This is a genomic window from Blastococcus sp. CT_GayMR16, from assembly GCF_004570875.1.
Classification (GTDB): Bacteria; Actinomycetota; Actinomycetes; order Mycobacteriales; family Geodermatophilaceae; genus Blastococcus_B.
On sequence record NZ_SPQK01000021.1, the window covers coordinates 1 to 24,006 of the forward strand.

General features: G+C 72.9%; 23 protein-coding genes and 1 tRNA gene. 22 read left to right on the forward strand and 2 right to left on the reverse strand.

Annotated elements, in window-relative coordinates; translation table 11 throughout:
- Position 1: 1 nt before the first annotated feature.
- Genes E4P38_RS18730 through E4P38_RS18755 form a run of 6 tightly spaced genes read left to right on the forward strand, consistent with a single transcriptional unit; the run spans position 2 to position 8,209 of the window.
- The gene (locus E4P38_RS18730) at positions 2-787 is read left to right on the forward strand and encodes a hypothetical protein (protein ID WP_135133479.1); all 786 of its coding nucleotides are present in this window, start codon (positions 2-4) and stop codon (positions 785-787) included.
- Complete coding sequence (locus E4P38_RS18735) at positions 784-2,418, forward strand: lipid II flippase MurJ (protein WP_135133480.1); 1,635 nt, start codon at positions 784-786, stop codon at positions 2,416-2,418. The genes E4P38_RS18730 and E4P38_RS18735 overlap by 4 nt, the downstream gene beginning before the upstream one ends.
- The gene (locus E4P38_RS18740) at positions 2,415-3,566 is read left to right on the forward strand and encodes a glycosyltransferase family 4 protein (protein WP_135133481.1); all 1,152 of its coding nucleotides are present in this window, start codon (positions 2,415-2,417) and stop codon (positions 3,564-3,566) included. The genes E4P38_RS18735 and E4P38_RS18740 overlap by 4 nt, the downstream gene beginning before the upstream one ends.
- Positions 3,563-5,926 (forward strand): hypothetical protein, encoded by a 2,364-nt coding sequence (locus E4P38_RS18745; protein ID WP_135133482.1) that lies wholly within the window; start codon positions 3,563-3,565, stop codon positions 5,924-5,926. Before E4P38_RS18740 ends, E4P38_RS18745 begins: the two co-directional genes overlap by 4 nt.
- Positions 5,901-7,625: a CTP synthase gene (locus E4P38_RS18750; protein ID WP_135133483.1), complete on the forward strand. Its 1,725-nt coding sequence runs from the start codon at positions 5,901-5,903 to the stop codon at positions 7,623-7,625. The genes E4P38_RS18745 and E4P38_RS18750 overlap by 26 nt, the downstream gene beginning before the upstream one ends.
- Complete coding sequence (locus tag E4P38_RS18755) at positions 7,625-8,209, forward strand: NUDIX hydrolase (protein ID WP_135133484.1); 585 nt, start codon at positions 7,625-7,627, stop codon at positions 8,207-8,209. The genes E4P38_RS18750 and E4P38_RS18755 overlap by 1 nt, the downstream gene beginning before the upstream one ends.
- Before the next feature lie 669 nt (positions 8,210-8,878).
- Here E4P38_RS18755 and E4P38_RS18760 read toward each other — a convergent pair.
- On the reverse strand, positions 8,879-9,508 hold the full coding sequence (locus E4P38_RS18760) for a hypothetical protein (RefSeq protein WP_135133485.1): 630 nt from the start codon (positions 9,506-9,508) through the stop codon (positions 8,879-8,881).
- A 241-nt stretch (positions 9,509-9,749) separates the two neighbouring features.
- On the opposite strand from E4P38_RS18760, the gene ald reads away from it, so the two are divergent.
- From ald to scpB, 6 genes are all read left to right on the forward strand, one after another.
- The gene (gene ald, locus E4P38_RS18765) at positions 9,750-10,865 is read left to right on the forward strand and encodes an alanine dehydrogenase (RefSeq protein WP_135133486.1); all 1,116 of its coding nucleotides are present in this window, start codon (positions 9,750-9,752) and stop codon (positions 10,863-10,865) included.
- Positions 10,862-11,836, forward strand: coding sequence for a site-specific tyrosine recombinase XerD (locus tag E4P38_RS18770; RefSeq protein WP_135133551.1), 975 nt, complete (start codon positions 10,862-10,864; stop codon positions 11,834-11,836). The genes ald and E4P38_RS18770 overlap by 4 nt, the downstream gene beginning before the upstream one ends.
- Positions 11,837-12,112: 276 nt before the next feature.
- Positions 12,113-12,955 carry an AAA family ATPase gene (locus E4P38_RS18775; RefSeq protein ID WP_209309199.1) on the forward strand — a complete coding sequence of 281 codons (843 nt, stop codon included), beginning with the start codon at positions 12,113-12,115 and terminating at the stop codon, positions 12,953-12,955.
- Positions 12,956-13,103: 148 nt separating this feature from the next.
- Positions 13,104-13,604 (forward strand): hypothetical protein, encoded by a 501-nt coding sequence (locus tag E4P38_RS18780; RefSeq protein WP_135133488.1) that lies wholly within the window; start codon positions 13,104-13,106, stop codon positions 13,602-13,604.
- 27 nt (positions 13,605-13,631) lie between these two features.
- Complete coding sequence (locus tag E4P38_RS18785) at positions 13,632-14,489, forward strand: ScpA family protein (RefSeq protein ID WP_135133489.1); 858 nt, start codon at positions 13,632-13,634, stop codon at positions 14,487-14,489.
- Positions 14,486-15,346: an SMC-Scp complex subunit ScpB gene (gene scpB / locus E4P38_RS18790; protein ID WP_135133490.1), complete on the forward strand. Its 861-nt coding sequence runs from the start codon at positions 14,486-14,488 to the stop codon at positions 15,344-15,346. The genes E4P38_RS18785 and scpB overlap by 4 nt, the downstream gene beginning before the upstream one ends.
- 152 nt (positions 15,347-15,498) lie before the next feature.
- On the opposite strand, the gene E4P38_RS18795 is transcribed toward scpB, so the two are convergent.
- Positions 15,499-16,314 (reverse strand): alpha/beta hydrolase, encoded by an 816-nt coding sequence (locus tag E4P38_RS18795; protein ID WP_135133491.1) that lies wholly within the window; start codon positions 16,312-16,314, stop codon positions 15,499-15,501.
- Between the two features lie 122 nt (positions 16,315-16,436).
- Here E4P38_RS18795 and E4P38_RS18800 point away from each other — a divergent pair, with 122 nt between their 5' ends.
- From E4P38_RS18800 to E4P38_RS23910, 10 genes are all read left to right on the forward strand, one after another.
- Positions 16,437-17,282 (forward strand): pseudouridine synthase, encoded by an 846-nt coding sequence (locus tag E4P38_RS18800; protein ID WP_135133492.1) that lies wholly within the window; start codon positions 16,437-16,439, stop codon positions 17,280-17,282.
- A gap of 96 nt (positions 17,283-17,378) precedes the next feature.
- Complete coding sequence (gene aroH, locus E4P38_RS18805) at positions 17,379-17,741, forward strand: chorismate mutase (RefSeq protein WP_135133493.1); 363 nt, start codon at positions 17,379-17,381, stop codon at positions 17,739-17,741.
- On the forward strand, positions 17,738-18,433 hold the full coding sequence (gene cmk / locus E4P38_RS18810) for a (d)CMP kinase (RefSeq protein WP_135133494.1): 696 nt from the start codon (positions 17,738-17,740) through the stop codon (positions 18,431-18,433). Before aroH ends, cmk begins: the two co-directional genes overlap by 4 nt.
- Positions 18,430-19,773, forward strand: coding sequence for a ribosome biogenesis GTPase Der (gene der, locus E4P38_RS18815; protein ID WP_135133495.1), 1,344 nt, complete (start codon positions 18,430-18,432; stop codon positions 19,771-19,773). Before cmk ends, der begins: the two co-directional genes overlap by 4 nt.
- Positions 19,774-19,871: 98 nt before the next feature.
- A tRNA-Pro gene (locus tag E4P38_RS18820) sits at positions 19,872-19,945 on the forward strand.
- A 111-nt stretch (positions 19,946-20,056) separates the two neighbouring features.
- A complete protein-coding gene (locus tag E4P38_RS18825; RefSeq protein ID WP_135133496.1) occupies positions 20,057-20,821 on the forward strand; it encodes an IclR family transcriptional regulator in 765 nt (254 codons plus the stop codon).
- A 97-nt stretch (positions 20,822-20,918) separates the two neighbouring features.
- Entirely contained in the window at positions 20,919-21,686 is a 768-nt protein-coding gene (locus tag E4P38_RS18830) for a class II aldolase/adducin family protein (RefSeq protein WP_209309195.1), read from the forward strand.
- Positions 21,683-22,645 carry an ABC transporter substrate-binding protein gene (locus E4P38_RS18835; protein WP_135133497.1) on the forward strand — a complete coding sequence of 321 codons (963 nt, stop codon included), beginning with the start codon at positions 21,683-21,685 and terminating at the stop codon, positions 22,643-22,645. Before E4P38_RS18830 ends, E4P38_RS18835 begins: the two co-directional genes overlap by 4 nt.
- 5 nt (positions 22,646-22,650) lie before the next feature.
- Positions 22,651-23,643: an ABC transporter substrate-binding protein gene (locus tag E4P38_RS18840; protein ID WP_135133498.1), complete on the forward strand. Its 993-nt coding sequence runs from the start codon at positions 22,651-22,653 to the stop codon at positions 23,641-23,643.
- 74 nt (positions 23,644-23,717) lie between these two features.
- The gene (locus E4P38_RS23910; RefSeq protein ID WP_135133499.1) at positions 23,718-23,996 is read left to right on the forward strand and encodes a helix-turn-helix transcriptional regulator; all 279 of its coding nucleotides are present in this window, start codon (positions 23,718-23,720) and stop codon (positions 23,994-23,996) included.
- Positions 23,997-24,006: the final 10 nt, after the last annotated feature.

The window sequence follows — 24,006 nt, forward strand, 5'->3', positions numbered from 1 at the left end:
GATCTCGGCCCTCGCCGGCGCGGCCGCGCTCACCGATCGCAGCGCGGGCGTGCCGTGGCGGCGGATGAACTACGCCAAGCGCCCGGTCACGCTCCTGGGCGGTCCGGCGCTCGCCGCCTCCGCCACGGTGACCGCCGCCCTCGGTGCCCCGGCCGGCACGCGGGCCGCAGCGGTCGTGGTCGGTGCCGTCTCCGGGCTGGTGGGCGGGTACGACGACCTCGCCGGGGCCCGTCCCGAGCAGGCCAGGGACAAGGGCCTGGCGGGCCACCTCGCCGCGCTCAGGGCCGGGCGCGTCTCGGCCGGGGCCGTCAAGGTCGCCGGCATCGGGGCGGCTGCGGCGGTCGCCGCCGTCCTCACCCGGCGCGACCGCGGCGCCGGCGCCCTGGTCGACGGCGTCCTCACCACCGGCCTGGTCGCCGGCACCGCGAACCTGATCAACCTCCTGGACCTGCGCCCCGGCCGGGCCGGCAAGGCGGGCGCCCTGGTGGCCGCGGCGACCCTCCGCGGGCCCGCCGGTGGCCTGGTCGCCGGCCCGCTGGGTGCCACGGCCGCCGTGCTCCCGGACGACCTGGGGGAGCGGGTCATGCTCGGTGACTGCGGTGCCAATGCCCTCGGTGCGCTGCTCGGCCTGCGGCTCGCGTCGATCCCCGGCCGTGCGCCGCGGGTCGGCCTGCTCGCCGGCGTCGTGGCGCTGACCCTGGCCAGCGAGAAGGTCAGCTTCACGAAGGTCATCGAGGCCACCCCGGGTCTGCGAGAACTGGACCGGCTCGGCCGCCGTCCATCGTGAGTGGGCGGACTGTCGCCCGGGGGGTTGCCGGGGCCGCGGCGCTGATCGCCGTCCTCACGCTCCTCGCCCGGCTCGCGGGCTTCGGCCGCACGCTGGTCTTCACCAACACCGTCGGCGCCGAGAGCACCGGTGACACCTACCTCGCCGCGAACACCGTCCCGAACATCGTCTTCGAGGTGGTCGCGGGCGGTGCGCTGGCCAGCCTCGTCGTCCCCATGCTCGCCGGCGGCATCGCGACCGGGGACCGGGAGCAGGTGCGGCGGACCGCGTCGGCGCTGCTCGGCTGGACCCTGCTGATCCTCACGCCCCTCGCGGTGGTCATCGCACTCGCGGCGGAGCCCATCGCCGAACTGCTGCTCGGCGGCGGGAGCAGCGCGGAGGTCGCTCTGGCGGCGCGCTTCCTGCTCGTCTTCGCCCCCCAGGTCGTGCTCTACGGCATCGGCATCGTGCTGGCCGGCGTGCTGCAGGCCCACCGGCGCTTCGCCGGGCCGGCGCTGGCGCCGCTGCTGTCCAGCGTCGTGGTGGCCGCGGCCTATCTGGTCTTCGCCGGCATCGGGGGGAGCCAGGAGATCGAGGACCTCACCACCCCCGCCGAGCTGGTGCTCAGCGTGGGGACGACGCTCGGCGTGGTGGCGCTCAGCCTGAGCCTGCTCGTCCCGGTCCGCGGGCTCCGGCTGGGCCTGCGGCCGGCGCTGCGCTTCCCGGTGGGTGCCGCTCCCCGGGTGCGGCGGCTGGCCCTGGCCGGGGTGCTGACCCTCGCCGGCCAGCAGGCCGTGGCCGCCGTCGCGATCCGGCTCGCCAACGACGGCCCGGACGGCACCCAGGTCGTGTACTTCGCCGGGCTGACGCTGTTCCTGGTGCCGTGGGCCGCGCTCGCGGTGCCGCTGGCCACGTCGGCCTACCCCGGCCTCGCCGAGCGGGCGGAGGTGCGCGACGAGGCCGGCTACCGGCGGGAGCTGGCCCCGGCCGCCGTCCTGGTCGTGGCCGCCTCGGCGGTGGCGGCCGGCGTCCTCGTGGCCGTGTCGGGACCGATGGCCCGCGTCTTCCTCGTCACCGCCCCGGCCTCGACCGTCGCCGCACTCCGGGACACCATCATCGCCTTCGCCCCCGGCCTGGTCGGATACGCGCTGGTGGCCCTCCTGACCCGCGCCCTGTACGCCCGCGGGCTGTGGAAGGCGCCCACCGCCTGCGTGCTCGGCGGCTGGCTGCTGGCCGTGGCCGCAGACGTCGTGCTGTCCCGCCTGCTGCCCGTGGAGGACCGGGGCCTGGCCCTCGGCGCCGGGCACAGCATCGGCGTGACCGTGGCCGGTCTCGGCCTGCTCGTCGTCGTCGCGCGGGTCGCACGCCCCGGTGCCTTGCACGGCGTCGTCCGCAGTGGCACGGCGGCCCTGGTCGGCAGCGCGCTCGGTGCGGCCGCCGGCCTCCTGGCCGCCCAGGCCCTCGGCGCCGATCCGGTGCCCCGCGACGGGGTCCTCGTCGCCATCGGGGTGGGCCTGGTCGCCGCGGCGATCGTGCTGGTGATCGCCGCGGCCGTCATGATGGGGACGGCGCGGGCCGCCCTCACCGGGGCGGTGCAGGCGCTGCGCACGCCGGACGAACAGCGCGCCGGGACGACGGGAGGTGCACGGTGACCGAGGCGTCGCCCCTGCGCGGCCGCCGTGTCGTCGAGGTGCTGGCCACCAGCGCGGGCGGGGTGGGCACGCACGTGCGCACCATCGTGCCCGCGATCCGCGCGGCCGGCGCATCCGTGGGGGTCTGCGGCGCACCCGCCACCGAGCAGCTGTTCGGATTTCGCGCCGTCGGTGCCGACTTCCGGCCGGTCGGCATCTCCTCGGGCCTGAACCCGGTCGCCGACGGCCGCGCGGTCGTCCAGCTGCGCGCGGCGGCCGCCGGGGCCGACCTCGTGCACGCCCACGGCCTGCGCGCCGGTCTGGTCGCCGCGGCGGCCCGCCGGCTGTCCGGGGAGCGGCAGCGGCCCCTGGTACTCACGCTGCACAACGCCCTGCAGGAGAGCTCGGGCCCGAAACAGAAGCTGCTGCGGGCGGTCGAGGGCCTGACGATCCGGGCTGCCGACCTCGTGCTGGCCGTGTCCAGCGACCTCGCCGTCAACGCCCGCCGGCTGGGCGCCCGCGACGTCCGGGTCGTGCCGGCCCTGGCCCCGCCCCTGGCGCCCGCCACCCGGACGCGCGCCGAGGTGCGCGACGAGCTGGGCCTGGACGACGGCCGACCGCTGCTCGTCGCCGTGGGGCGGCTGCACCCGCAGAAGGGCTACGACGTCCTGTTCGACGCCGTCGGCCGGTGGGAGCGCGCGGGCTCGCTGGCGCCCGCGCCCCTCGTCGCGATCGCCGGGGACGGGCCGCTGGAGGCCGAGCTGGCCGACCGCATCCGCGCCGAGCGCCTGCCCATCCTGCTGCTCGGACGCCGCTCGGACGTCGCCGACCTGCTCGCCGCCGCGGACGCGTGCCTGCTGCCCTCGCGCTGGGAGGGCAGCCCGTTCACCGCGCAGGAGGCACTCCGGGCGGGGACGCCGCTGATCTCCACCCGCGCCGGCGGCATTCCGGAACTCGTCGGGAACGGGGCCGAACTGGTGCCTGTCGGCGATGCCGGTGCCCTGGCCGACGCCGTCGTCCGCGTGCTCGGCGATCCCGCGCACGCCGCGGAGCTGGCCGAGGCCGGCCGCCGCCAGGCCGCCGGCTGGCCCGACGAGCAGGCCGCCGGCCGCCAGATCGTCGCGGTCTACCGGGAACTGCTCGGCGCGCCGGGCGGCGGGTCGCCATGAGCCGGCCGGGCCGCGGCGCGGCGGTGCTCCTCGTCCTGCTCACGGTGCTGCTCGGTCTCCCCTCCGCGGCCGTCGCCGACGAGGCGCAGGTCGCCCGGGTCCTCGTGGTCGGCGTCCCCGGCCTCACGTGGAGCGACATCGACCCCGACGGGACGCCGGAGCTCTGGGCGATGGCCGGAGACTCGGCCATCGGCGCGCTGTCGGTCCGTGCCGCCCGCTCGACCACCTGCGTCCTCGACGGCTGGGCCACCCTGGGCGCAGGCAACCGCGCCCGCGTCCCCGGCCCCGACGAGGGCCTGCCGCCGGTACCGCTGCCGACCGTGCCCCTTCCCGACGACCAGGCCGCGCCGACGCCGGCACCGGACGGCGCCCAGCCCGAGCCACCGCTGGACACCTCGCTGGCGCACTGCGGGCTCCAGGAGCGGGCCGCCAGCGTCGCGCTGATCGATCCGGAGGCCACCGTCGTCCGGACGGCGGAGGACGAGGGCACCGCGCGGTTCGGGGCCGAGCCCGGAGCCCTGGGCGGGGCGGTCGGCTGCGCCACCGTGTCGGGACGCGCGGCGACGCTCGCCGTGGCCGTCCCGGGCGTGGAGATCGCCCGCGTCGACGAACTGCCGCCCGACCCGGGTGAGCTCGCCGGGGTGCTGGCCGGCTGCGCGCTCACCCTCGTCTCCCTCGATCAGCTCACCGACGCCGGGGAGCCCGGGGTCGACCGCACCGACGAGGGCACGGAGCCGGAGGCCCGGGCCGCCGCGCTGCAGCGGATCGACCGCGCCGTGGGACAACTGCGCGCCGCCGTCGCGTCCATGGACGACGACACGCTCGTCCTGCTGGCCGGGATCTCCGAGGTCAACGACGGTCGTCCGCAGCTGCACGTGGGGATGGCGTCCGGCCCCGGATTCGGTCCCACCGGCTGGCTGAGCTCGGCCAGTACGGGGCGGGCGCCGTTCGTCCAGCTCATCGACCTCGCGCCGACGGCGCTCGATGCGCTCGGTCTGGACCAGCCGGCGTCGATGAACGGCCAGCCGCTGCGGATGACCGGGGAACGGCCGGCGCTGACGCAGGCGGTGCAGGAGCTGGAGTGGATCAACACCGCGGCGACCGTGCACCACCGCAACACCGGGGTCTTCTTCTGGGCCCTGGTGTTCGTCTCCGCCGGCCTGGTCGCGCTGGGGGTGCTGCTGCTCGGGGGATTCGGGGTCAACCCGGCCGGGCCCTGGGGGGTGGGTCGTCGGGTGCTGCGTGGGCTGGCCATCGCCGCGGCCGCGCTGCCGATCGCCACCTACCTCGCGGGACTCGTGCCGTGGGAGCGCAGCGGCGCGCCACTGCCCGCCCTGGTGGCGGCCGTGCTCGCCGCGGATCTGGTCGTCGCCGCGATCGCCCTGCTGGGGCCCTGGCGGCGGCGTCGGCTCGGCCCCGCCCTCGCGGTGCTCGTCCTCACCTTCGGCACGCTCCTCGCGGACGTGCTGACGGGTTCGACGCTGGAGCTCAACGGCCTCCTCGGGTACGACGCGATCGTGGCCGGCCGCTTCACCGGCTACGGCAACCTCACCTTCGGACTGATGTCGGTGAGCGCGCTCAGCGTCACCGCCGCCCTCGCCGTCGCGGTGGGTCGTCGGGCCGGGCCCGCGCGCGCCCGGGTCGCGACGGGCGGCACCGTGCTCGTGCTGGGCCTCCTGACCGTCGCCGTCATCGGCGCGCCGGGTCTCGGCCGCGACTTCGGCGGCGTCCTGGCCGCGCTGCCGGGATTCCTCCTGCTGGCGATGTTGCTGGCGCGGGTCCGGGTGACCGTCGTCCGGTTGGTCGCGATCCTCGCCGCGGCGGTCGTCGCGGTGGGGACCGTCGCCGTCCTCGATTGGATGCGCCCGGCCGCCGATCGCAGCCACCTGGGCCGGTTCGTCGAGCAGGTGCTGACGGGGGAGGCGTGGACGGTCATCAGCCGCAAGGGCCAGGCCAACCTCGACATCCTGCTGCGCAGCCCGCTCGCCTGGATGCTGCCCGTGGCGATCGTCGCTGCCGCCTGGCTGGTGCGTCCCGGAGGTCTGCTGCGGAGCGGGGTCGGGGAAGAGGTGGGCGGCCCGGCGGGACTCTCGGCCGGGCAGGTGTTCGTCGTCCGCTCGGTCCTGATCGCCTCGTCGCTGAGCCTGGCGCTCGGCGCCGCCGTCAACGACTCGGGTGTCGCGCTGCCCGCGACGGCCGCGGCGCTCCTCGTGCCGCTGATGGTCTGGCTGGCCGCGGGAGCAGGCAGCGGGGGCACCGGTTCGGGGGAGACATCGGGTGGCGCTCCCCACTCCGGGCCGGTCGAGGGCGCCGATCGTGTTACGGTCGTTTCCCGTGGATCGACCGTCTCAGGCACGTGATCTCGGGCTCCTTCACAACTCCCAGCCGACGAAGTACGTCTTCGTCACTGGCGGCGTTGTGTCCTCTCTCGGCAAGGGACTGACAGCGAGTTCGCTGGGTGCCCTGCTGTCCAGCCGTGGCCTTCGCGTCACGATGCAGAAGCTCGACCCCTACCTCAACGTCGACCCCGGGACGATGAACCCGTTCCAGCACGGTGAGGTCTTCGTCACCGAGGACGGCGCGGAGACCGACCTGGACGTCGGTCACTACGAGCGCTTCCTCGACATCGACCTGTCCGGTCGGGCCAACGTCACCACCGGCCAGGTGTACTCGGAAGTGATCGCCAAGGAGCGGCGCGGCGAGTACCTCGGCGACACGGTGCAGGTCATCCCGCACATCACCAACGAGATCAAGTCCCGGATCATGGCCGGCGGGCAGGGTCCGGACCGGGTGGACGTCGTCATCACCGAGATCGGCGGCACCGTGGGCGACATCGAGTCGCTGCCCTTCCTCGAGGCGGCCCGCCAGGTGCGGCACGAGATCGGCCGGGACAACTGCTTCTTCCTGCACATCTCGCTGATCCCCTACATCGCGCCGTCCGGCGAGCTGAAGACCAAGCCGACCCAGCACTCCGTCGCCGCCCTGCGCAGCATCGGCATCCAGCCCGACGCGCTCGTCTGCCGCTCCGACCGGGAGATCGGCGAGAACCTCAAGCGCAAGATCAGCCTGATGTGCGACGTCGAGGCCGAGGGCGTCATCTCCTGCCCGGACGCGCCCTCGATCTACGACATCCCGAAGGTGCTGCACCGCGAGGGCCTGGACGCCTACGTCGTCCGCCGGCTCGGGCTGCCCTTCCGCGACGTCGACTGGACCGTGTGGGGTGACCTTCTCGACCGCGTGCACTCGCCGAAGGAGACGGTCACCGTCGCCCTCGTCGGCAAGTACATCGACCTCCCCGACGCCTACCTGTCGGTCACCGAGGCCCTCCGGGCCGGTGGCTTCGCCCACCGCAGCCGGGTGCAGATCCGCTGGGTGCCCTCCGACGAGTGCGACACCCCCGAGGGAGCCGCGCACGCGCTCGCCGGCGTGGACGGCGTCTGCGTGCCCGGCGGTTTCGGCGTCCGCGGCATCGAGGGCAAGCTCGGCGCTCTGCGCTACACCCGCACCAACGGCATCCCGACCCTCGGCCTGTGCCTCGGCCTGCAGTGCATGGTCATCGAGTACGCCCGCGACGTCGCGGGGCTGGAGAAGGCGAACTCGGCCGAGTTCGACGCCGAGACGCCCGACCCGGTCATCGCCACCATGGCCAGCCAGGTCGACGTCATCGCCGGTGAGCGGGACCTCGGCGGCACCATGCGCCTGGGCAGCTACCCGGCCGACCTGCAGAAGGGCTCGGTGGCCGCGGGCGCCTACGGGTCCACGGAGGTCACCGAGCGGCACCGGCACCGCTACGAGGTGAACAACACCTACCGTGACCGGCTGACCGAGGCGGGCCTCGTCTTCTCCGGGACGTCGCCGGACGGGCTGCTGGTGGAGTTCGCCGAGCTGCCCCGCGAGGCGCACCCGTTCTACGTCGGCACGCAGGCCCACCCGGAACTCAAGAGCCGCCCCACGCGGCCGCACCCGCTGTTCTCCGCGTTCGTGCAGGCGGCGATCGACTACCAGGAGGCCGCGCGGCTGCCCGTGCCGGTCGACGAGGCGGAGAAGGTCGGCATCTGATGCCGCACGAGTTCCAGGTCCTCGAGAGCGAGCAGGTCTACGAGGGCCGGGTCATCTCGCTGCGCCGCGACACCGTCGCCATGCCCGGCGGCGGGAGCAGCGTCCGGGAGGTCGTGCACCACCCGGGTGCCGTCGCGGTCGTCGCGCTGGACGACCAGGACCGGGTCCTCCTCCTGCGCCAGTACCGGCACCCCGTCGGCCGGCACCTCTGGGAGCTGCCGGCAGGGCTCCGCGACGAGGACGGCGAACCGCCCCTGGAGACGGCGAAGCGGGAGCTGGCCGAGGAGGCACTGCTGGCCGCCGGCCGGTGGTCGCTGCTGGTCACCGTCAACAACTCGCCGGGCTTCAGCGACGAGCTCGTGCAGATCTACCTCGCCGAGGACCTCTCGGCCGTCGACCGGCCCGAGGGATTCCTCGTGGAGCACGAGGAGGCGGACATGACCCTCGAGCGCGTGCCGCTGACGGACGCCGTCCAGCGGGTGTTCGACGGGGACATCCGCAACTCCTCGGCGGTCGCCGGCCTGCTGGCCGCGGCGCAGGTCCGGGCCACGTCGGCCCGGTTGCGTCCCGCCGACGCCGGCTGACGCTGCTGCCCACCGCCAAGACTCCGCGTTCGCCGTGACGGCGTCGGACATCTCACCACGACTTGTTCGCCCGCGGCTTCGATGTAGTGGCAGGACGACTTCCGACTGACTCAGTCACGGGTACCGCGAGCCGGAGAACCTAGCCTGGCTCACGTGACGGGGACTGGGCCGATGGGCCCCATCGACGTGCTCAACGTCTTTCTGGACATGACCAGGCTTGGCTTCTTCGACCTCCACGACCCGCACTACAAAGTCGTTGATGTCCACAGAAACAAGCGATCGACGCGGGCGGACAGAGCTTCGGTGGATGAACAGCCCTCCGTATATGTGATCGCGTTGAATGCTACGGGGTCTATTACGTCGGTCAGACGAAGAACCTGCGAAGGCGGATCGCGACGCACCGAACGCGAACTCCACTAGTGCGTGATGGGCTAAAGATGGAGGCAGCCGCGGCGCCAAATGCAGGGCAGCAGTACGTCGGCGCGGAGTTGTACTCAGTACGGGGTTGGTACACGCAGCGCGCCTCGCTTCAGCGGGACGCAACTGGTGACCAGCTTGAGCATGTGAAGCACCTCCATGAACTGGACCGGTCTCACCTGCACGACCGGTTGCTCCTGGAAGGTGCGGGGCTACGGGTCATGCGCAGCTATTTCCGCGACGCCAAGGCAATCAACGCCGTGTGAGACTCTGGATGTCGTCGGGCAGTCGCAGGCCCAGTCGGCCCAGCTCGACAGCGGCCAGCGCCCGCACGGCGGCGGGATCGCCCGCGTGCCAGGCGGCGCCGGTGCCGGCCGGGAGCGCGGCCAGCCGGGGGAGCGGAGCCGTGGCCAGCGCCCGGGCTGCCAGGATGTCGAGGTCCGGCGTCCCGGCGATCAGTCGCCGGGCCGCGCCCGCCTCCCGGGCGTAGCGCAGCCGCCACGGCAGCCAGTGCAGCAGCAGCCAGCCCACCGGGAGCACCACCAGGACGACGGCGAGCACGGTGGCCAGGGTGCCGACGGCGTCCTGCGCCGACTGCCCCGCACCCGAGACCGACCCGCCCGCGTCCGCGAGGGAACCGAACGGCGCGGCGAGCTCGTCACCGACCAGTGGAACCCCTTCCGCCGCGTCGGCGGCCGAGTTCATGCTGCCGGCGACGGACCGCCCGAGGTCCTCGACGGCCTGGCCCGGCTCGGCGAGGACCAGGACGGCCGCGTGCACCGCCCGCGCGACCACGACCCAGACCACGACCCAGGCGAGCATGCCCACGTCAGCGGCGACCTGGCGGACCCGGACGGCGGGGTGCTGGGCGTAGAGCTGCATCCGGGAATCCTCCGTCGCGGCGCCCGGGCGCGCAGTGGCAGCGGCCGAGCACGGTGCGACACGCCGGGTCCGGAGGGTTCACCCCCTCCGGATGGGTCCCGAACCGCCCGGAGGGGACGAGGGTGAGTGGTGGGCGTGCCTACACTCCGCCCGAGGCCGCGCCCCGACCGGGCGCACCCACGACGCGGTGGGGGAACCCGTCACCCTCGGGAACCGACCCGCCAGGACCAGGAGACAGACGATGCGGGTCGGGGTTCCCCGAGAGGTCAAGAACCGGGAGTACCGGGTGGCGCTCACGCCTGCCGGTGTGACCGAGCTGGTGCGGGCCGGGCACGAGGTGCTGGTCGAGCGCGGCGCGGGGGAGGGCTCCTCGATCCCGGACGCCGACTACACCTCCGCCGGGGCGCAGATCGTGCCCGGCGCCGACGACGTCTGGGCCGACGCCGACCTGCTGCTGAAGGTCAAGGAACCCGTCGCCGAGGAGTACGACCGGCTGCGGCGCGGCCAGACGCTGTTCACCTACCTGCACCTCGCCGCCTCGAAGGAGTGCACCGACGCGCTGGTGGCCTCCGGCACCACGGCGATCGCCTACGAGACCGTCCAGACCGCCGACGGCGCCCTGCCGCTGCTGGCGCCGATGTCGGAGGTGGCCGGGCGGATGGCTCCTCAGGTAGGGGCGCACAGCCTGGAGCGGGCGCACGGCGGCCGCGGGGTCCTGCTCGGCGGGGTCTCCGGCGTCTATGCAGCGAAGGTCGTCGTCATCGGTGCCGGGGTCTCCGGGATGAACGCCGCGGCGATCGCGCTCGGCATGCAGGCGGAGGTCGTCGTCCTCGACCGCGACATCGACAAGCTCCGCGCCGCCGACAAGATCTACCAGGGGCACCTGCAGACGGTCGCCTCCAACGCGTACGAGGTCGAGCGGGCGGTGCTCGACGCCGACCTCGTCATCGGCGCGGTGCTGGTCGCCGGCGCCAAGGCGCCCGTGCTGGTCAGCAACGACCTGGTCAGCCGGATGAAGCCTGGATCCGTGCTCGTCGACATCGCCGTCGACCAGGGTGGCTGCTTCGAGGACACGCACCCGACCACCCACGACGACCCCACCTACCGGGTGCACGACTCGGTCTTCTACTGCGTGGCCAACATGCCGGGCGCCGTCCCCAACACCTCGACGCACGCCCTGACGAACGTGACGCTGCCGTACGTCATGGCCTTGGCCAACGAGGGCACCGCCGCGGCCGTTGCCGGCAACCCCGCGCTCGCCCACGGCGTGAACGTCGTCGACGGCCAGGTGGTGCTGCCGGAGGTGGCCGAGGCCCACGGCATGGCGGCCGTGCCGCTCCAGGAGGTCCTGCACTGACGCTCACCGCCGATGTCGGTGCCGGTCCGGACCCCGCTCGGGTCGTCAGCGGCTACCTCGATCACCTGACCGTCGAGCGCGGGCTCGCCGCCAACACGATCGCGTCCTACCGCCGCGACCTGCGGCGCTACACCGAGTACCTCGCCGCCGCGGGGGTGCGGGGCATGCGCGAGGTGGCCGAGTCCGACGTGTCCGGCTTCCTCACCGCGCTCCGCCAGGGGGACGACGACCACCCGCCGTTGTCGGCCACGTCGGCGGCGCGGGCGGTGGTCGCCGTCCGCGGCCTGCACCGGTTCGCCCTCCTCGACGGCCTGGTGCCCGACGACGTCGCGCACGAGGTCAAGCCGCCCACGCCGGCCCGTCGGCTGCCCAAGGCGGTGCCGGTGGAGTCGGTGGTGGCGCTCATCGAGGCCGCCGGGACGCTGGAGGGGCCGCGGGGGTTGCGGGACAAGGCACTGCTGGAGCTGCTGTACGGCACCGGCGCCCGCATCTCCGAGGCCGTCGGGCTGGCCGTCGACGACCTCGACCGCGGCCAGTCGACCGTCCGGCTCGCCGGAAAGGGCGGCAAGGAGCGGATCGTCCCGGTCGGCAGCTACGCGCTGCGGGCCGTCGAGGAGTACCTGGTGCGGGCCCGCCCGGCCCTGGCGGCGAACAGCCGTGGTGGGGTGCGCGGGGGTGCGCTGTTCCTGAACGCCCGGGGCGGAGCACTGTCGCGGCAGAGCGCCTGGTCAATCCTGCGGTCGGCCGCGGAGCGCGCCGGGGGGGCCCACGGAGTCGATGCCACAGCGATCTCGCCGCACACCCTGCGGCACTCCTTCGCGACGCACCTGCTCGACGGCGGGGCCGACGTCCGCGTCGTCCAGGAACTACTCGGCCACGCCTCGGTGACGACGACGCAGGTCTACACGCTGGTGACCGTCGACCGGCTGCGCGAGGTCTACGCGACGAGCCATCCGCGGGCCCGCAGCTGACATCCGTTCCGGCGCTCAGTTGGCAGTATCTGGACCGGTTTCGCCTTGTGCAGTCACAGCTGTTGTCATTGGTCGCCATGTCGACATGTCGCGCGGCGTGCCTCCGTGGGAAGAGCTTCCGCACTCCCTAGCGTCCTCCTCACACCCGAGCGGGCAGGACGGCTGACCGCACCCGGATCGACCGGGATCGGGCACGAGGTGGAGGCAACAAGACCCATGGCTACCCGAGCGGACGCGGCCTCTGCCGTCGCGCGCCCGCAGGACAGCGGCCCAGAGATGGGGGCGGTGTCCCGCCAGGACCCCGCCAAGGCGCGGCAGCACAAGCTGCCCGAGCCCAAGCCCATCACCGAGCACGGGCCAGCCCGGATCATCGCGATGTGCAACCAGAAGGGTGGCGTCGGCAAGACGACGTCCACCATCAACCTGGGTGCTGCGCTGACCGAGTACGGCCGGCGCGTCCTGCTGATCGACCTCGACCCCCAGGGTGCGCTGTCGGTCGGACTGGGCATCCCGGCCCAGAACATGGACCGGACGATCTACAACGCCCTGATGGAGCGGAAGACCACCCTGCGCGACGTGCGGGTGCCGACCGACATCCCGGGCCTGGACCTGGTGCCGAGCAACATCGACCTGTCGGCTGCCGAGGTGCAACTGGTCAGCGAGGTGGCCCGTGAGCAGACGCTGCTGCGGGTGCTGGCCGACGTCCGCGACGAGTACGACTACATCCTGATCGACTGCCAGCCGTCCCTCGGACTGCTGACGGTCAACGCGCTCACCGCCGCGCAGGGCGTGATCATCCCGCTGGAGTGCGAGTTCTTCTCCCTCCGCGGGGTCGCGCTGCTCGTCGACACGATCGACAAGGTCAAGGAGCGGCTGAACCCGTCGCTGGAGATCTCCGGGATCCTCGCGACGATGTACGACTCGCGGACCGTGCACTGCCGCGAGGTGTTCAGCCGGGTGGTCGAGGCGTTCGACGACACCGTGTTCCAGACCGTCATCCAGCGCACCGTGCGGTTCCCGGAGACCACGGTCGCCGGCCAGCCGATCACCACGTGGGCGCCCACGTCGTCGGGCGCCGCGGCGTACCGCGACCTCGCCAAGGAGGTGCTGGCCCTGTGATCGAGCTAGCGAGATCACTGATGAGCGGAGCACCTGGGCACGGCGACGACGAGCGTCAGCGAGGAGAAGTCGTGACCGAGCTTGCGAGGGCACACACGAGCCGAGCGACCTGTGTCATGAGTCCGACGAGCGTCAGCGAGGCGGCGTCATGACGCGTAGGCCCGTGCTGCCCGGTGCGTCGGAGCTGTTCCGCCGCACCGACTCTCCCTCGGTCTCCGAGGTGACGGAACTGCCCAGCCTGAGCACCACCACGAGCTCGCCGGCCCTGCGGGGAGCGGGTGGACGGCGCTCGGACGAGTCGGCCGAGCAGCCACCCCTCACCCTGGTGCCCGGCGGCGCCGCGGACGACCTCGCGTCCTACCGCACGGCGCCGGTGCAGCAGGCGCCGACGATGCAGCCGAACATCCCGACGCGGGGGCGCCCCGCGCGCAGCCGGATCGACCGCACCAAGCACGACGAGAAGATCACCGTCTACATCTCGGCGGACGAGCTCCTCGCCCTGGAAGGTGCCCGGCTGACCCTCCGGGGCCAGCACGGCGTCGCCGCCGACCGCGGTCGGATCGTCCGTGAGGCGATCGCCGTCATCCTCGCCGACCTCGGCGACCGTGGCGACGACTCCGTGTTGGTTCGCCGTCTCCGCGGGAACTGAGCGGTCCTTTCACTACGCTCGGCGTCCGTGAGCAGCAGTACCGGCGCGGTTCCGGCGGCCTCTGAGGCCGACGGGGCCGCGCCCGCTCGTTTCACGGTCAAGCTCACCAACTTCGAGGGCCCGTTCGACCTCCTGCTGCAGCTGATCGGCAAGCACAAGCTCGACGTCACCGAGATCGCGCTGTCGAAGGTCACCGACGAGTTCATCGCGCACCTGCGGGCGCTCGGCAGCGAGCTGGACCTCGAGCAGGCCAGTGAGTTCCTCGTCGTCGCCTCGACCCTGCTCGACCTCAAGGCCGCGCGGCTGCTGCCCGCCGCCGACGTGGAGGACGAGGAGGACCTCGAGCTGCTCGAGGCCCGCGACCTGCTGTTCGCTCGGCTGCTGCAGTACAAGGCCTACAAGCTGGCGGCGGCGTTCCTGCGCGAGCGGGAGACCGAGGCCGCGCACCGGTTCCCGCGCGAGGCCGGCCTCGAGCCGCGGTTCGCCGATTTGGTGCCCGAGGTGACGCTCGACCTGACTGTCGAGGAGTTCGCCGCGCTGGCCTCCCGCGCGCTCACGCCCAAGGCGCCCGAGGTCGTCAGCGTCTCCCACCTGCACGCCCCGGCGGTCAGCGTCGCCGAGCAGTTGTTCGTCGTCCGCAGCCACCTGGCGCGCTCCGGGACGGCCAGCTTCCGTGCACTGACGGCCGACTGCGAGCACACCAACGAGGTCGTCGCGCGCTTCCTCGCGCTCCTGGAGCTGTACCGCCAGCAGCGGGTGGTGTTCGAACAGCTCACGCCGCTGGGGGAGCTGCACGTGCGGTGGACCGGCGGGTCGATGCCGGCCGAGGACGACGACGTCGCCGAGAACGCTGCCACCGAAGATCTGGACGAGGAGTACTCGTGACCGAGCAGGATCGGCCCGAACCGCCCCCCATCTCGTGGGACGCGCTGGCCGCGGAGCTCGAGGCCACCCGGGTGGAGGCCACGGACCGTGGCGACGGTGACCCGGCCACCTGGGACGCCGTCGCGAAGGCACTCGCCAGCCGGGTGGCGGAGCAACCGGCAGAGGCGCCGACGGAGCCCGAGCCGGTGGTCGAGCCGGAACCCCTGCCCGCCCCATCACCGGCCGGCTCGCCGCCGGCCCAGGACCCGACACCGGCCGACGTCCCGGCGGGGGAGCCCGCACCCGACGAGGAGCCCCTCGAACTCCTGTCTCCCGAAGAGCTCTCCGGCGGGCTCGAAGCACTGCTGTTCGTCATGGACGACCCAGTCGAGGAGGAGACGCTCGCCGCCACCCTGCGGTGCCCCGTCGAGGAGGTCCGGGCCGGCCTGGCCGACCTCGCTGCCGGCTATGACGAGCGACGGTCGGGTCTCACGCTGCGCAAGGTGGGGGAGGGGTGGCGCCTCTACACGCGGGAGGAGCACGCGCCCGTCGTCGAGCGGTACCTGGTCGACGGGCAGCGCAGCCGGCTCACCCAGGCGGCGCTGGAGACGCTCGCGGTGATCGCCTACCGCCAGCCGGTGACCCGCGCGCGCGTCTCGGGCATCCGCGGGGTCGGTGTGGACGGCGTCATGCGCACCCTGCTGTCGCGAGGCCTGGTGCACGAGATCGGCACCGACCCGGACAGCGGTGGTGGGCTCTATGCCACGACGCCGCTGTTCCTGGAGCGGCTCGGGCTGCGCAGTCTCGCCGACCTGCCGGAGCTCGCTCCGCTGCTGCCGGATACCTCCGCGATGCTGGACGAGCACCCCGACAGCTGAAGAAACTCTGGCCGGCGTCAGGGGCGGGCGATGGTGACGCCCAGGATGGCGAGGCCCGCGACGATCATGAAGGCGCCCGGCGATGTCGGAGTGGGCGCGTCACGCCGTCGGCGACGAGGCCCGGCCGGCTGTCCACAGGCGCGTGCGGAAGGTCAGGTCCGATCCTGCTCGGAGAGGCCGTCGATGAAGGAGACGACGTCGGCGGCCAACCGCACCGGCTGCTCCTCCAACACGAGATGCCCGGTGTCGGGGTACTCGATCCACTGCGCACCCGGGATGGCCGAGACCAGATCCGCGGTCTGTTCACGGCCGAGCAACCCGTCGCGCTCGCCGCTGATGACGAGCGTCGGCGCCTTGATCACGCCGATGTCCGTGGGTGGCACCGACGACGTGAGGCCGTGGAACGTCGCCATCCAGATCGACGCGGGCAGCCGCAGTGCGTCATCGACCATGAGGTCCACGTACCAGGACGGCAGCCGGTCGAGGTCGGTGAAGCCTGCCGTGAAGGCGCGCACCCACGCCGGGTCCACGGGGTCTGTGATGGTCTCCAGCTCGGTGACGAACGGCGGGCGGCCCCGTAGGTCGCGGGGCGCACCGGCGAGGATCAACCCGGCCACGCGGTCGGGTGCGGCCACGGCGACCTGCTGGGCGACGTACCCGCCGCTGGAGGCACCCACCAGCACGACCTGGCCCAGCTGGAGCGCGTCCAGGGTGGCGACGACGTCCGCAGCCAGGGTGGGTAGTTCGTATCCGGCGGATGGCTTGTCGGCGTCACCGTGGCCGCGCAGGTCTACGGCGATCGCGCGCGCACGCGGCACCACCAGCGGGAGCAGCGCGGCGAACGAACGGCGGGAACCGGCCCACGGGTGCAGGAGCAGCACCGGCGGCTTGCCGTCGCCGTCGTCCGTGACCGCCGTCGTCAGGCCCGTCGCCAGGTGCAGACGGCGACCCTCGGCTGACCCTTCCATGGGGCGACGCTAGCTCCAGGCCGGCTCCGATCGGCGATCTCGCTCACGTTCGGTGCCCCGGGCGGGCGAGATCGCAGTCTCGTGGCAGAGGGGCTCGCCGAACGGTGGGAGACTGGGCGGCGATGAACACCGCAAACCCCGACGACGAGACCACCACCGCCTCCGGAGACGGCTGGTCCGAGGACATGGAACTCGCCCCCGCCCACCCGGGTGACCGCGACGTCCCGGAGCACGACGACGAGCGTCAGGGCGAGCGGCTGCAGAAGGTGCTGGCCCGGGCCGGCGTCGGCTCCCGCCGCGTCAGCGAGGACATGATCGAGGCCGGCCGGATCAGCGTGAACGGCCGCCCGGTGACCGTGCAGGGCATGCGGGTCGACCCCGCTGTCGACAAGATCGCCGTCGACGGCGTCCGCATCGAGATCCGCGACGACCGGGTCACCTACGCGATGAACAAGCCCCCGGGCGTCATCACCGCGATGAGCGACGACCGCAACCGGCCCACGGTCGGCGACATGGTGGGCGACCTGGCCAAGGGTCTGGTGCACGTCGGCCGCCTGGACCAGGACACCGAGGGCCTGCTGCTGCTCACCACCGACGGCGAGCTGGCCCACCGGCTGGCCCATCCTTCCTACGAGGTGAAGAAGACCTACCTCGCGCAGGTCAGCGGCTCGGTGCCGCGCGACCTGCACCGGCGGCTGAGGGCCGGAGTGGAGCTGGACGACGGCCCGGTCGCCGTCGACTCGTTCCGGGTCGTGGACACCCACGCCGGGCAGTCGGTGGTCGAGGTCGTCCTGCACGAGGGCCGCAAGCACATCGTCCGACGTCTCCTGGCCCACGTCGGTCTGCCGGTGTCCCGGCTGACCCGCACGGCGGTCGGCCCGATCGAGCTGCGGGCCATGCGCTCGGGCACCATCCGCAAGCTCACCCGCGAGGAGCTCGGCGCGCTGCAAGAGGCCGTCGGCCTGTAGTCGCGGGTTCCCTCGGGAACCGGCCGTTCCGGACGGCGAATCTAGACTTCACAGGGCTCCGGTGATCCGGGCCCGCAGATCGAACGAGGAGTGTGCATGGCCGTCCGAGCCATCCGGGGCGCGACGCAGGTCGACGCCGACGACCGGGAGCAGGTGCTCGAGGCGACCCGTGAGCTGGTGAGCACCGTCCTGGAGCGTAACCGTCTCGAGCACGACGACGTCATCAGCATCCTGTTCACGGCCACGCCCGACCTGGTGTCGGAGTTCCCCGCCCTGGCCGCGCGCGAGCTGGGGATGGGCGACGTCCCGCTGATGTGCGCCACCGAGATCGGTGTGCCGCACGCGCTGCCGCGGGTGCTGCGCCTGATGGCGCACGTGGAGACCCCGCTGAGCCGGTCGGACATCCAGCACGTGTACCTGCGCGGCGCCGTCGCCCTCCGCCGGGACATCGCGCAGTGACCGCCACCTTTCGGGGGCAGATCACCCTCGACGGGCCCTCGGGCACCGGGAAGTCCAGCGTCGCCCGCGCCGTCGCCGCCCGGCTCGGTGCGGCTTACCTCGACACCGGCGCGATGTACCGGGCCGCCACCGTCGTCGTGCTCGACTCCGGCGTCTCCCTGGACGACGCCGACGCGGTCGCCCGCGTCGTCGCCGGCGCCACCATCGAGGTCGGGACGACGGCCGACGCCGAGCTGGTGCAGGTCGAGGGCGTCGACGTCGCCGACCGGATCCGCAGCGCCGAGGTGACCCGCGCGGTCTCCCCGGTGTCCGCGGTCCCGGCCGTCCGGCGTCAGCTGGTCGACCAGCAGCGCGCGCTCGTCGCGGCGGCGGACGCCGTGGTCGTCGAGGGCCGGGACATCGGCACCGTCGTCCTTCCCGACGCCACGCTCAAGGTCTACCTGACCGCGGCCCCCGAGGTCCGCGCTGAGCGGCGGGCCGGGCAGCTGGGCCTGACCACCGCCGCCGAGATCGCCGACCTCGCCGAGGATCTGCGCCGCCGCGACGAGTACGACAGCAGCCGGGCCGACAGCCCGCTGCGCCCGGCCGTCGACGCGATCGTCGTCGACAGCACCGACCTCGACCGCGAAGCCGTCGTCGACAAGGTCGTCGAGCTGGCGGCCTCCACCGTCGGGGCGGGGGAGCGGTCATGACCGAACCCACCGGGCCGCTGCCCGTCGTCGCGGTCGTGGGCCGTCCGAACGTCGGCAAGTCCACCCTCGTCAACCGCTTCCTGGGCCGCCGCGCCGCGGTGGTGCAGGACATCCCGGGCGTCACCCGCGACCGCATCTCCTACGAGGCGCTGTGGAACGGCAAGCGGTTCACCGTCGTCGACACCGGCGGCTGGGACCCGAAGGCCACCGGCATGGGCGCCTCGATCACCCGCCAGGCCAAGTACGCCATGGACACCGCCGACTTGATCGTCCTGGTCGTCGACAGCTCCGTCGGCGCCACCGACACCGACCTGGCCGCCGCCCGCATCCTGCGGCGCAGCGACCGGCCGGTGATCCTCGTGGCGAACAAGGTCGACGACGAGCGCAGCGAGGCCGGCGCCTCCGAGCTGTGGTCGCTCGGCCTCGGCGAGCCGCAGCCGGTCAGCGCCCTGCACGGGCGCTCCAGCGGTGACCTGCTCGACCTGATCCTCGACGCGATGCCCGAGGCCCCGCGCGAGCAGCTCGAGGAGGGCGGTCCGCGCCGGGTGGCCCTCGTCGGGCGGCCCAACGTGGGCAAGTCCAGCCTGCTCAACCGGCTGGCCAAGGACGAACGGTCGGTCGTCGACTCCGTCGCCGGGACGACGGTCGACCCGGTCGACTCCCTGGTGATGCTCGGCGGCGAGGAGTGGCGGTTCGTCGACACCGCAGGCCTGCGACGCAAGGTGAACACCGCCAGCGGCACCGAGTACTACGCCAGCCTGCGCACCGAGGCCGCGATCCAGGCTGCCGAGGTCGCCGTCGTCCTCCTGGCCGCCGACGAGGTGATCAGCGAGCAGGACCAGCGGGTGATCACCCAGGTCGTCGAGGCCGGCCGGGCCCTGGTGATCGCGTTCAACAAGTGGGACACCCTCGACGAGGACCGCCACATGCAGCTGGAGAAGGAGATCGAGCGAGAGCTCGCCCGGATCAAGTGGGCGACCCGCGTGAACATCTCCGCCTCGACCGGCCGCGGGGTGAACAAGCTCGCCGACCACCTGCGGTCAGCGCTCGCCGCGTGGGAGTCCCGTGTGCCCACGTCGGAGCTGAACTCCTTCGTGCGGGCACTGGTCCAGGAGACGCCGCCGCCCGCCCGCGGCGGCCGCGCCCCGAAGATCAAGTACGTCACGCAGGCCGACATCCGCCCGCCGCGCTTCGTGGTCTTCTCGACCGGCTTCCTGGAGGCCGGCTACCGCCGGTTCCTGGAGCGCAAGATCCGTGAGCGGTGGGGCTTCGAGGGCACACCGATCGAGGTCTCGGTCAAGGTCCGCGAGGGCCGGGGGAGCGACAAGACCAAGGGCTGATCACCGCGCTGAACCACCGGTCAGGACGCAGCCGGCGGTGCGGTAATCTGCTCAGGCGGTCGTCGCGTGGCCCGGGGTATCCGGTGGCGCACGGCACGCGGGCTGTAGCGCAGCTTGGTAGCGCACTTGACTGGGGGTCAAGGGGTCGCAGGTTCAAATCCTGTCAGCCCGACAGAGCACGTCAGGGGCCGTTCCGGAGAGATCCGGCACGGCCCCTGATCGGTTTCTGACAGTCCAGTTGTCGGGGGGACCGCGTTCTGCAGGACCGCCATAGGATTCTCGGGTGAAGACCTCGCCGTCCTATGCGATTGCGAGCGTCGACCACGCGCTGCAGCTGGCGACCGTCCTGCAGGTGGAGGGCTCGCTCGGCGTGAAGGAGGCGGCGGAGCGCCTCGGGGTGGCCCGCTCGACCGCGCACCGGCTGCTGACGATGCTCGTGTACCGCGACTTCGCCGTCCAGGACGACCGGCGGCGCTACCTGGCGGGGCCGGTGCTCTCCCTCGGCGCGCAGTCGCAGTCGCGCACCGCGCTGCTGCGGACCGTCGCGCTGCCGCACCTGGAGGCGCTGGTCGAGCGCGTGCACGAGACCGTGAACCTGCAGATCCTCGCCGGTGATCACGTCCGGTTCATTGCCTCGGTCGAGTGCACGCAGGCCCTGCGTGTGGGCGACCGCACGGGAATGGTCTTCCCGGCGCACCTGGTCTCCGGCGGCAAGCTCATGCTGGCCGGTCTGCCCGACTCCCAGATCGAGGCCTACTACGCCGAGGACAAGTGGGCTGACCGGCCGGGGGAGCGGCCGGACCTCGACGCGCTCCGCCGCGAGCTGCGCACCGTGCGGGAACGCGGATTCGCGATCAATGCAGGACGCACCGAGGCCGGCCTCACCGCGATCGGGAGAGGCGTGCGGACGCATGGAGACCAGGTGGAGGCGGCGATCTCCGTGTCGATGCCCACGGTGCGGTTCTCCGAGGAGCGGCTGTCTCACCTCATCTCGGTGCTGGCCCTCACCGCGCGGGACATCGAGCAGGACCTCGCCTCGCGGGGCTGAGAGTTCCCCATGAACGGCCCCTGGACGGGGTTCTGCTCAACAGAATCCTGTCGGATCCGGTCGTGGCGCGGGTCACCATCCGAGGGAGGACATCCCGGTGACCGAGAGGAACCCTGTGGGCGAGCACGCACCCGACCGCGCCGTGTCGAGCGAGCTCCGCGCCCAGCGCAGGGCGCTCGCCGAGGCCAACCACATCCTCGTCGACCAGGCCATCCTGGACGCCTTCGGTCACGTGAGCGTCCGCTCGGCAGAGAACCCCGACACGTTCCTGCTGTCGCGAAATCTCGCCCCGGGGCTGGTCGACGACGATGACGTCCAGCTCTTCACGCTGGACGGGACGACGGAGGACCCCCGTCCGCCGTACCTCGAATCGCACATCCACGCCCAGATCTACCGCGCCCGGCACGACGTGCAGGCCGTCGTGCACAGCCACTCGCCGGCGGTCATCCCGTTCGGCGTGGCCGGGACGCCGCTCCGGCCGGTCCTGCACATGGCCGGTTTCCTGGCTCCCGAGGTCCCGGTGTTCGAGGCGCGCGACACCCTCGGCCCGGCGTCCGACCTCCTGGTCCGAACGCCCGAATCCGGAGCCGCCCTGGCCCGTGCACTGGGCGGGGCCTCGGTGGTCCTCATGCGCGGCCACGGGGCCACCGCGGTCGGCACCTCGCTCGAGGAGGCGGTGTACCGGGGCGTCTACACCGAGGTCAACGCCCGGGTCCAGGCCGAGGCGATGCGCCTCGGCGGGTGCGTCTACCTCACCGACGAGGAGGGCGCCGCCACCGTCGCCACCAACCGACCGCAGATCCCTCGTGCCTGGGCCTTCTGGCGCGACCGCGCCCGCCCATCCTCCCAAGGAGTGCATCCATGACCGCAACCCGCTCGCGCGCCGCCGCGGCCGGTGTCGCCGCCCTGCTCGCCCTCGTCGCCTGCGGCGGCTCCGATGATGCCGGGGGAGGCGAGTCGGACGGCGGCCTGACCCCCGTCACCATCGGCACGCAGCCGATCGTCGACTCCGCCCCGCTCTACCTCGGTGTCGACCAGGGGTTCTTCGAGGAGGAGGGCATCGAGCTGACCATCGAGTCCGCGGCCGGGGGCGCGGCCGTCGTCCCGAGCGTGGTGTCCGGGGACTTCCAGTTCGGCCGTGGCAACGTCCTGTCGACGATGATCGCCGTGGAGGCGGGGCTGCCCCTGCGGTGTATCACCAACGCCAACTCCACGGCCGGTGACCCGGACTTCGGTGCCGTCGTCGTGCGCGGTGACTCGCCGATCCAGTCCGTGGCCGAGCTGCCCGGCAACACCGTCTCGGTGAACACCCTCAACAACATCGGGGACACGACGATCCGGTCGGTCGTCGAGGAGGCCGGTGGCGACCCGCAAGGGGTGGAGTTCGTCGAGATCCCGTTCCCGGACGCGCCTGCGGCGCTGGACGGCGGGCAGGTGGACGCCGCCTGGATCCTCGAACCGTTCCTCACCGAGGCCGTCGATGCGGGCGCGCGCGTGCTGTCCTACAACTTCTCGGAGTTCCACCCCGAGCTCGACATCTCCTGTGTCTTCGCCTCCGAGCAGCTGCTGCAGGAGGACCCCGAACTGGTGGAGGCCTTCACGCGGGCCATGAACCGCTCGCTGGAGTACTCGCAGGAGAACCCCGACGAGGTCCGGCGGATCACCGGCACGTACACCGAGATCGAGCCGGCGGTGCTGGAGCGCATCGTCATCCCCACCTTCCGGACCGAGTTCAGCCGGGAGGCCCTGGAGCTGCTCGGGGCGAAGGCCGTGGAGTACGGCACGCTCGAAGAAGAGCCGGACCTCGATCGGTTCCTCCCCTGACGACCATGGCCGCGCCCGCACTGACCATGGCCTGCCAGGCCTACGACCGCATGCAGCCGCTCCGGGACGGCACGGTGCGGATCGCCGGCGTCGAGCTGAACTTCCTCGACCTGCCGGTGGAGGAGACCTTCTTCCGCATGCTGAGCTTCGCCGAGTTCGACATCGCGGAGCTCTCGCTGTCCAGCTACGTCCTGACACTCGGTCGTGACGCGCCCTTCGTGGCCGTACCCGTCTTCCCGTCCCGCGCCTTCCGGCACAGCGGCGTCTACGTCCGCGAGGATTCCCCGCTCACCGACCTCGCGGAACTGGCCGGGACGACCGTCGGGGTGCCGGAGTACCAGATCACCGCTGCTGTCTGGATCCGCGGCATCCTGGCCGAGCACCACGGCGTCCCCGTGGCGTCGGTCCGCTACCGCACCGGCGGGCTCGACACCGCCGGCCGCGTGGAGAAGATGCGCCTGGACCTGCCCCCGGACGTCGACGTCGAGCCTGTCGGTGCGGGGGAGACGCTCTCCGACCTGCTCCTCGGCGGCGCACTCGACGCCGTCTACTCCGCCCGCAACCCCGGTCCGTTCAACCGCCCGGACCGCGGGGGGCTGCGCCGCCTGCTGCCCGACCCGGTGGCCGCCGAGCGCGAGTACCACGCCCGCACCGGCATCTTCCCGATCATGCACACGCTCGTCATCCGCCGGAACGTCTACCAGCAACACCGGTGGCTCGCCCGCGAGCTGGTCAAGGCCTGCGCCACCGCCAAGCAGCTGGCGCTCGCCGGGATCGGGGAGACAGCGGCGCTGCCGTACGCCCTGCCGTGGCTGTGGGCGGAGGTGGAGCGCACCCGACTGGCCCTCGGCGAGGACTGGTGGCCCTACGGCCTGGAACCGAACCGGACGACGCTGTCGACCTTCCTCCGGTACTCCCACGAGCAGGGCCTGGCGACTCGGCGCTACGAGCCCGAGGAGCTGTTCGCCCCGGAGTCGCTGGCCGAAGTGGTTGTCTGAGCCGGCGGGCGGCAGCGCAGGGGCCGGAACGCCGCCCGGCCCAGCTCCGGACCGCCTGCGAAGCATTCACCGCGATGGGGGTCGAGGCGTTCGCCGATCAGGCACGACGCGAGCTCCTCGCCACGGGCGAGACCGTTCGCAGACGCTCCGTGGAGGCGGCGGGAGAACTCACGGCCCAAGAGGGCCACATGGCCCGGCTCGCTGCCGAGGGGCTCACCAACCCGGAGATCGGCGCCCAGCTGTACCTCAGCTCCCGGACGGTGGAGTCGCATCTCCGCAAGGTCTTCGCGAAGGTCGGCGTGAGCACCCGCCGGCAGTTGCGGCGGGCGCTGCACGAGGCGCGCACCGCCTGACCGCGGAGCA

Coding starts and splice junctions, on each gene's coding strand:
- E4P38_RS18745 (WP_135133482.1), top strand. CDS start 3,563: ATGAGCCGGCCGGGCCGCGGCGCGGCGGTGCTCCTCGTCCTGCTCACG.
- E4P38_RS18755 (WP_135133484.1), top strand. CDS start 7,625: ATGCCGCACGAGTTCCAGGTCCTCGAGAGCGAGCAGGTCTACGAGGGC.
- E4P38_RS18760 (WP_135133485.1), bottom strand. CDS start 9,508: ATGCAGCTCTACGCCCAGCACCCCGCCGTCCGGGTCCGCCAGGTCGCC.
- ald (WP_135133486.1), top strand. CDS start 9,750: ATGCGGGTCGGGGTTCCCCGAGAGGTCAAGAACCGGGAGTACCGGGTG.
- E4P38_RS18775 (WP_209309199.1), top strand. CDS start 12,113: ATGGGGGCGGTGTCCCGCCAGGACCCCGCCAAGGCGCGGCAGCACAAG.
- E4P38_RS18780 (WP_135133488.1), top strand. CDS start 13,104: ATGACGCGTAGGCCCGTGCTGCCCGGTGCGTCGGAGCTGTTCCGCCGC.
- E4P38_RS18795 (WP_135133491.1), bottom strand. CDS start 16,314: ATGGAAGGGTCAGCCGAGGGTCGCCGTCTGCACCTGGCGACGGGCCTG.
- E4P38_RS18800 (WP_135133492.1), top strand. CDS start 16,437: ATGAACACCGCAAACCCCGACGACGAGACCACCACCGCCTCCGGAGAC.
- aroH (WP_135133493.1), top strand. CDS start 17,379: ATGGCCGTCCGAGCCATCCGGGGCGCGACGCAGGTCGACGCCGACGAC.
- der (WP_135133495.1), top strand. CDS start 18,430: ATGACCGAACCCACCGGGCCGCTGCCCGTCGTCGCGGTCGTGGGCCGT.
- E4P38_RS18835 (WP_135133497.1), top strand. CDS start 21,683: ATGACCGCAACCCGCTCGCGCGCCGCCGCGGCCGGTGTCGCCGCCCTG.
- E4P38_RS18840 (WP_135133498.1), top strand. CDS start 22,651: ATGGCCGCGCCCGCACTGACCATGGCCTGCCAGGCCTACGACCGCATG.
- E4P38_RS23910 (WP_135133499.1), top strand. CDS start 23,718: ATGGGGGTCGAGGCGTTCGCCGATCAGGCACGACGCGAGCTCCTCGCC.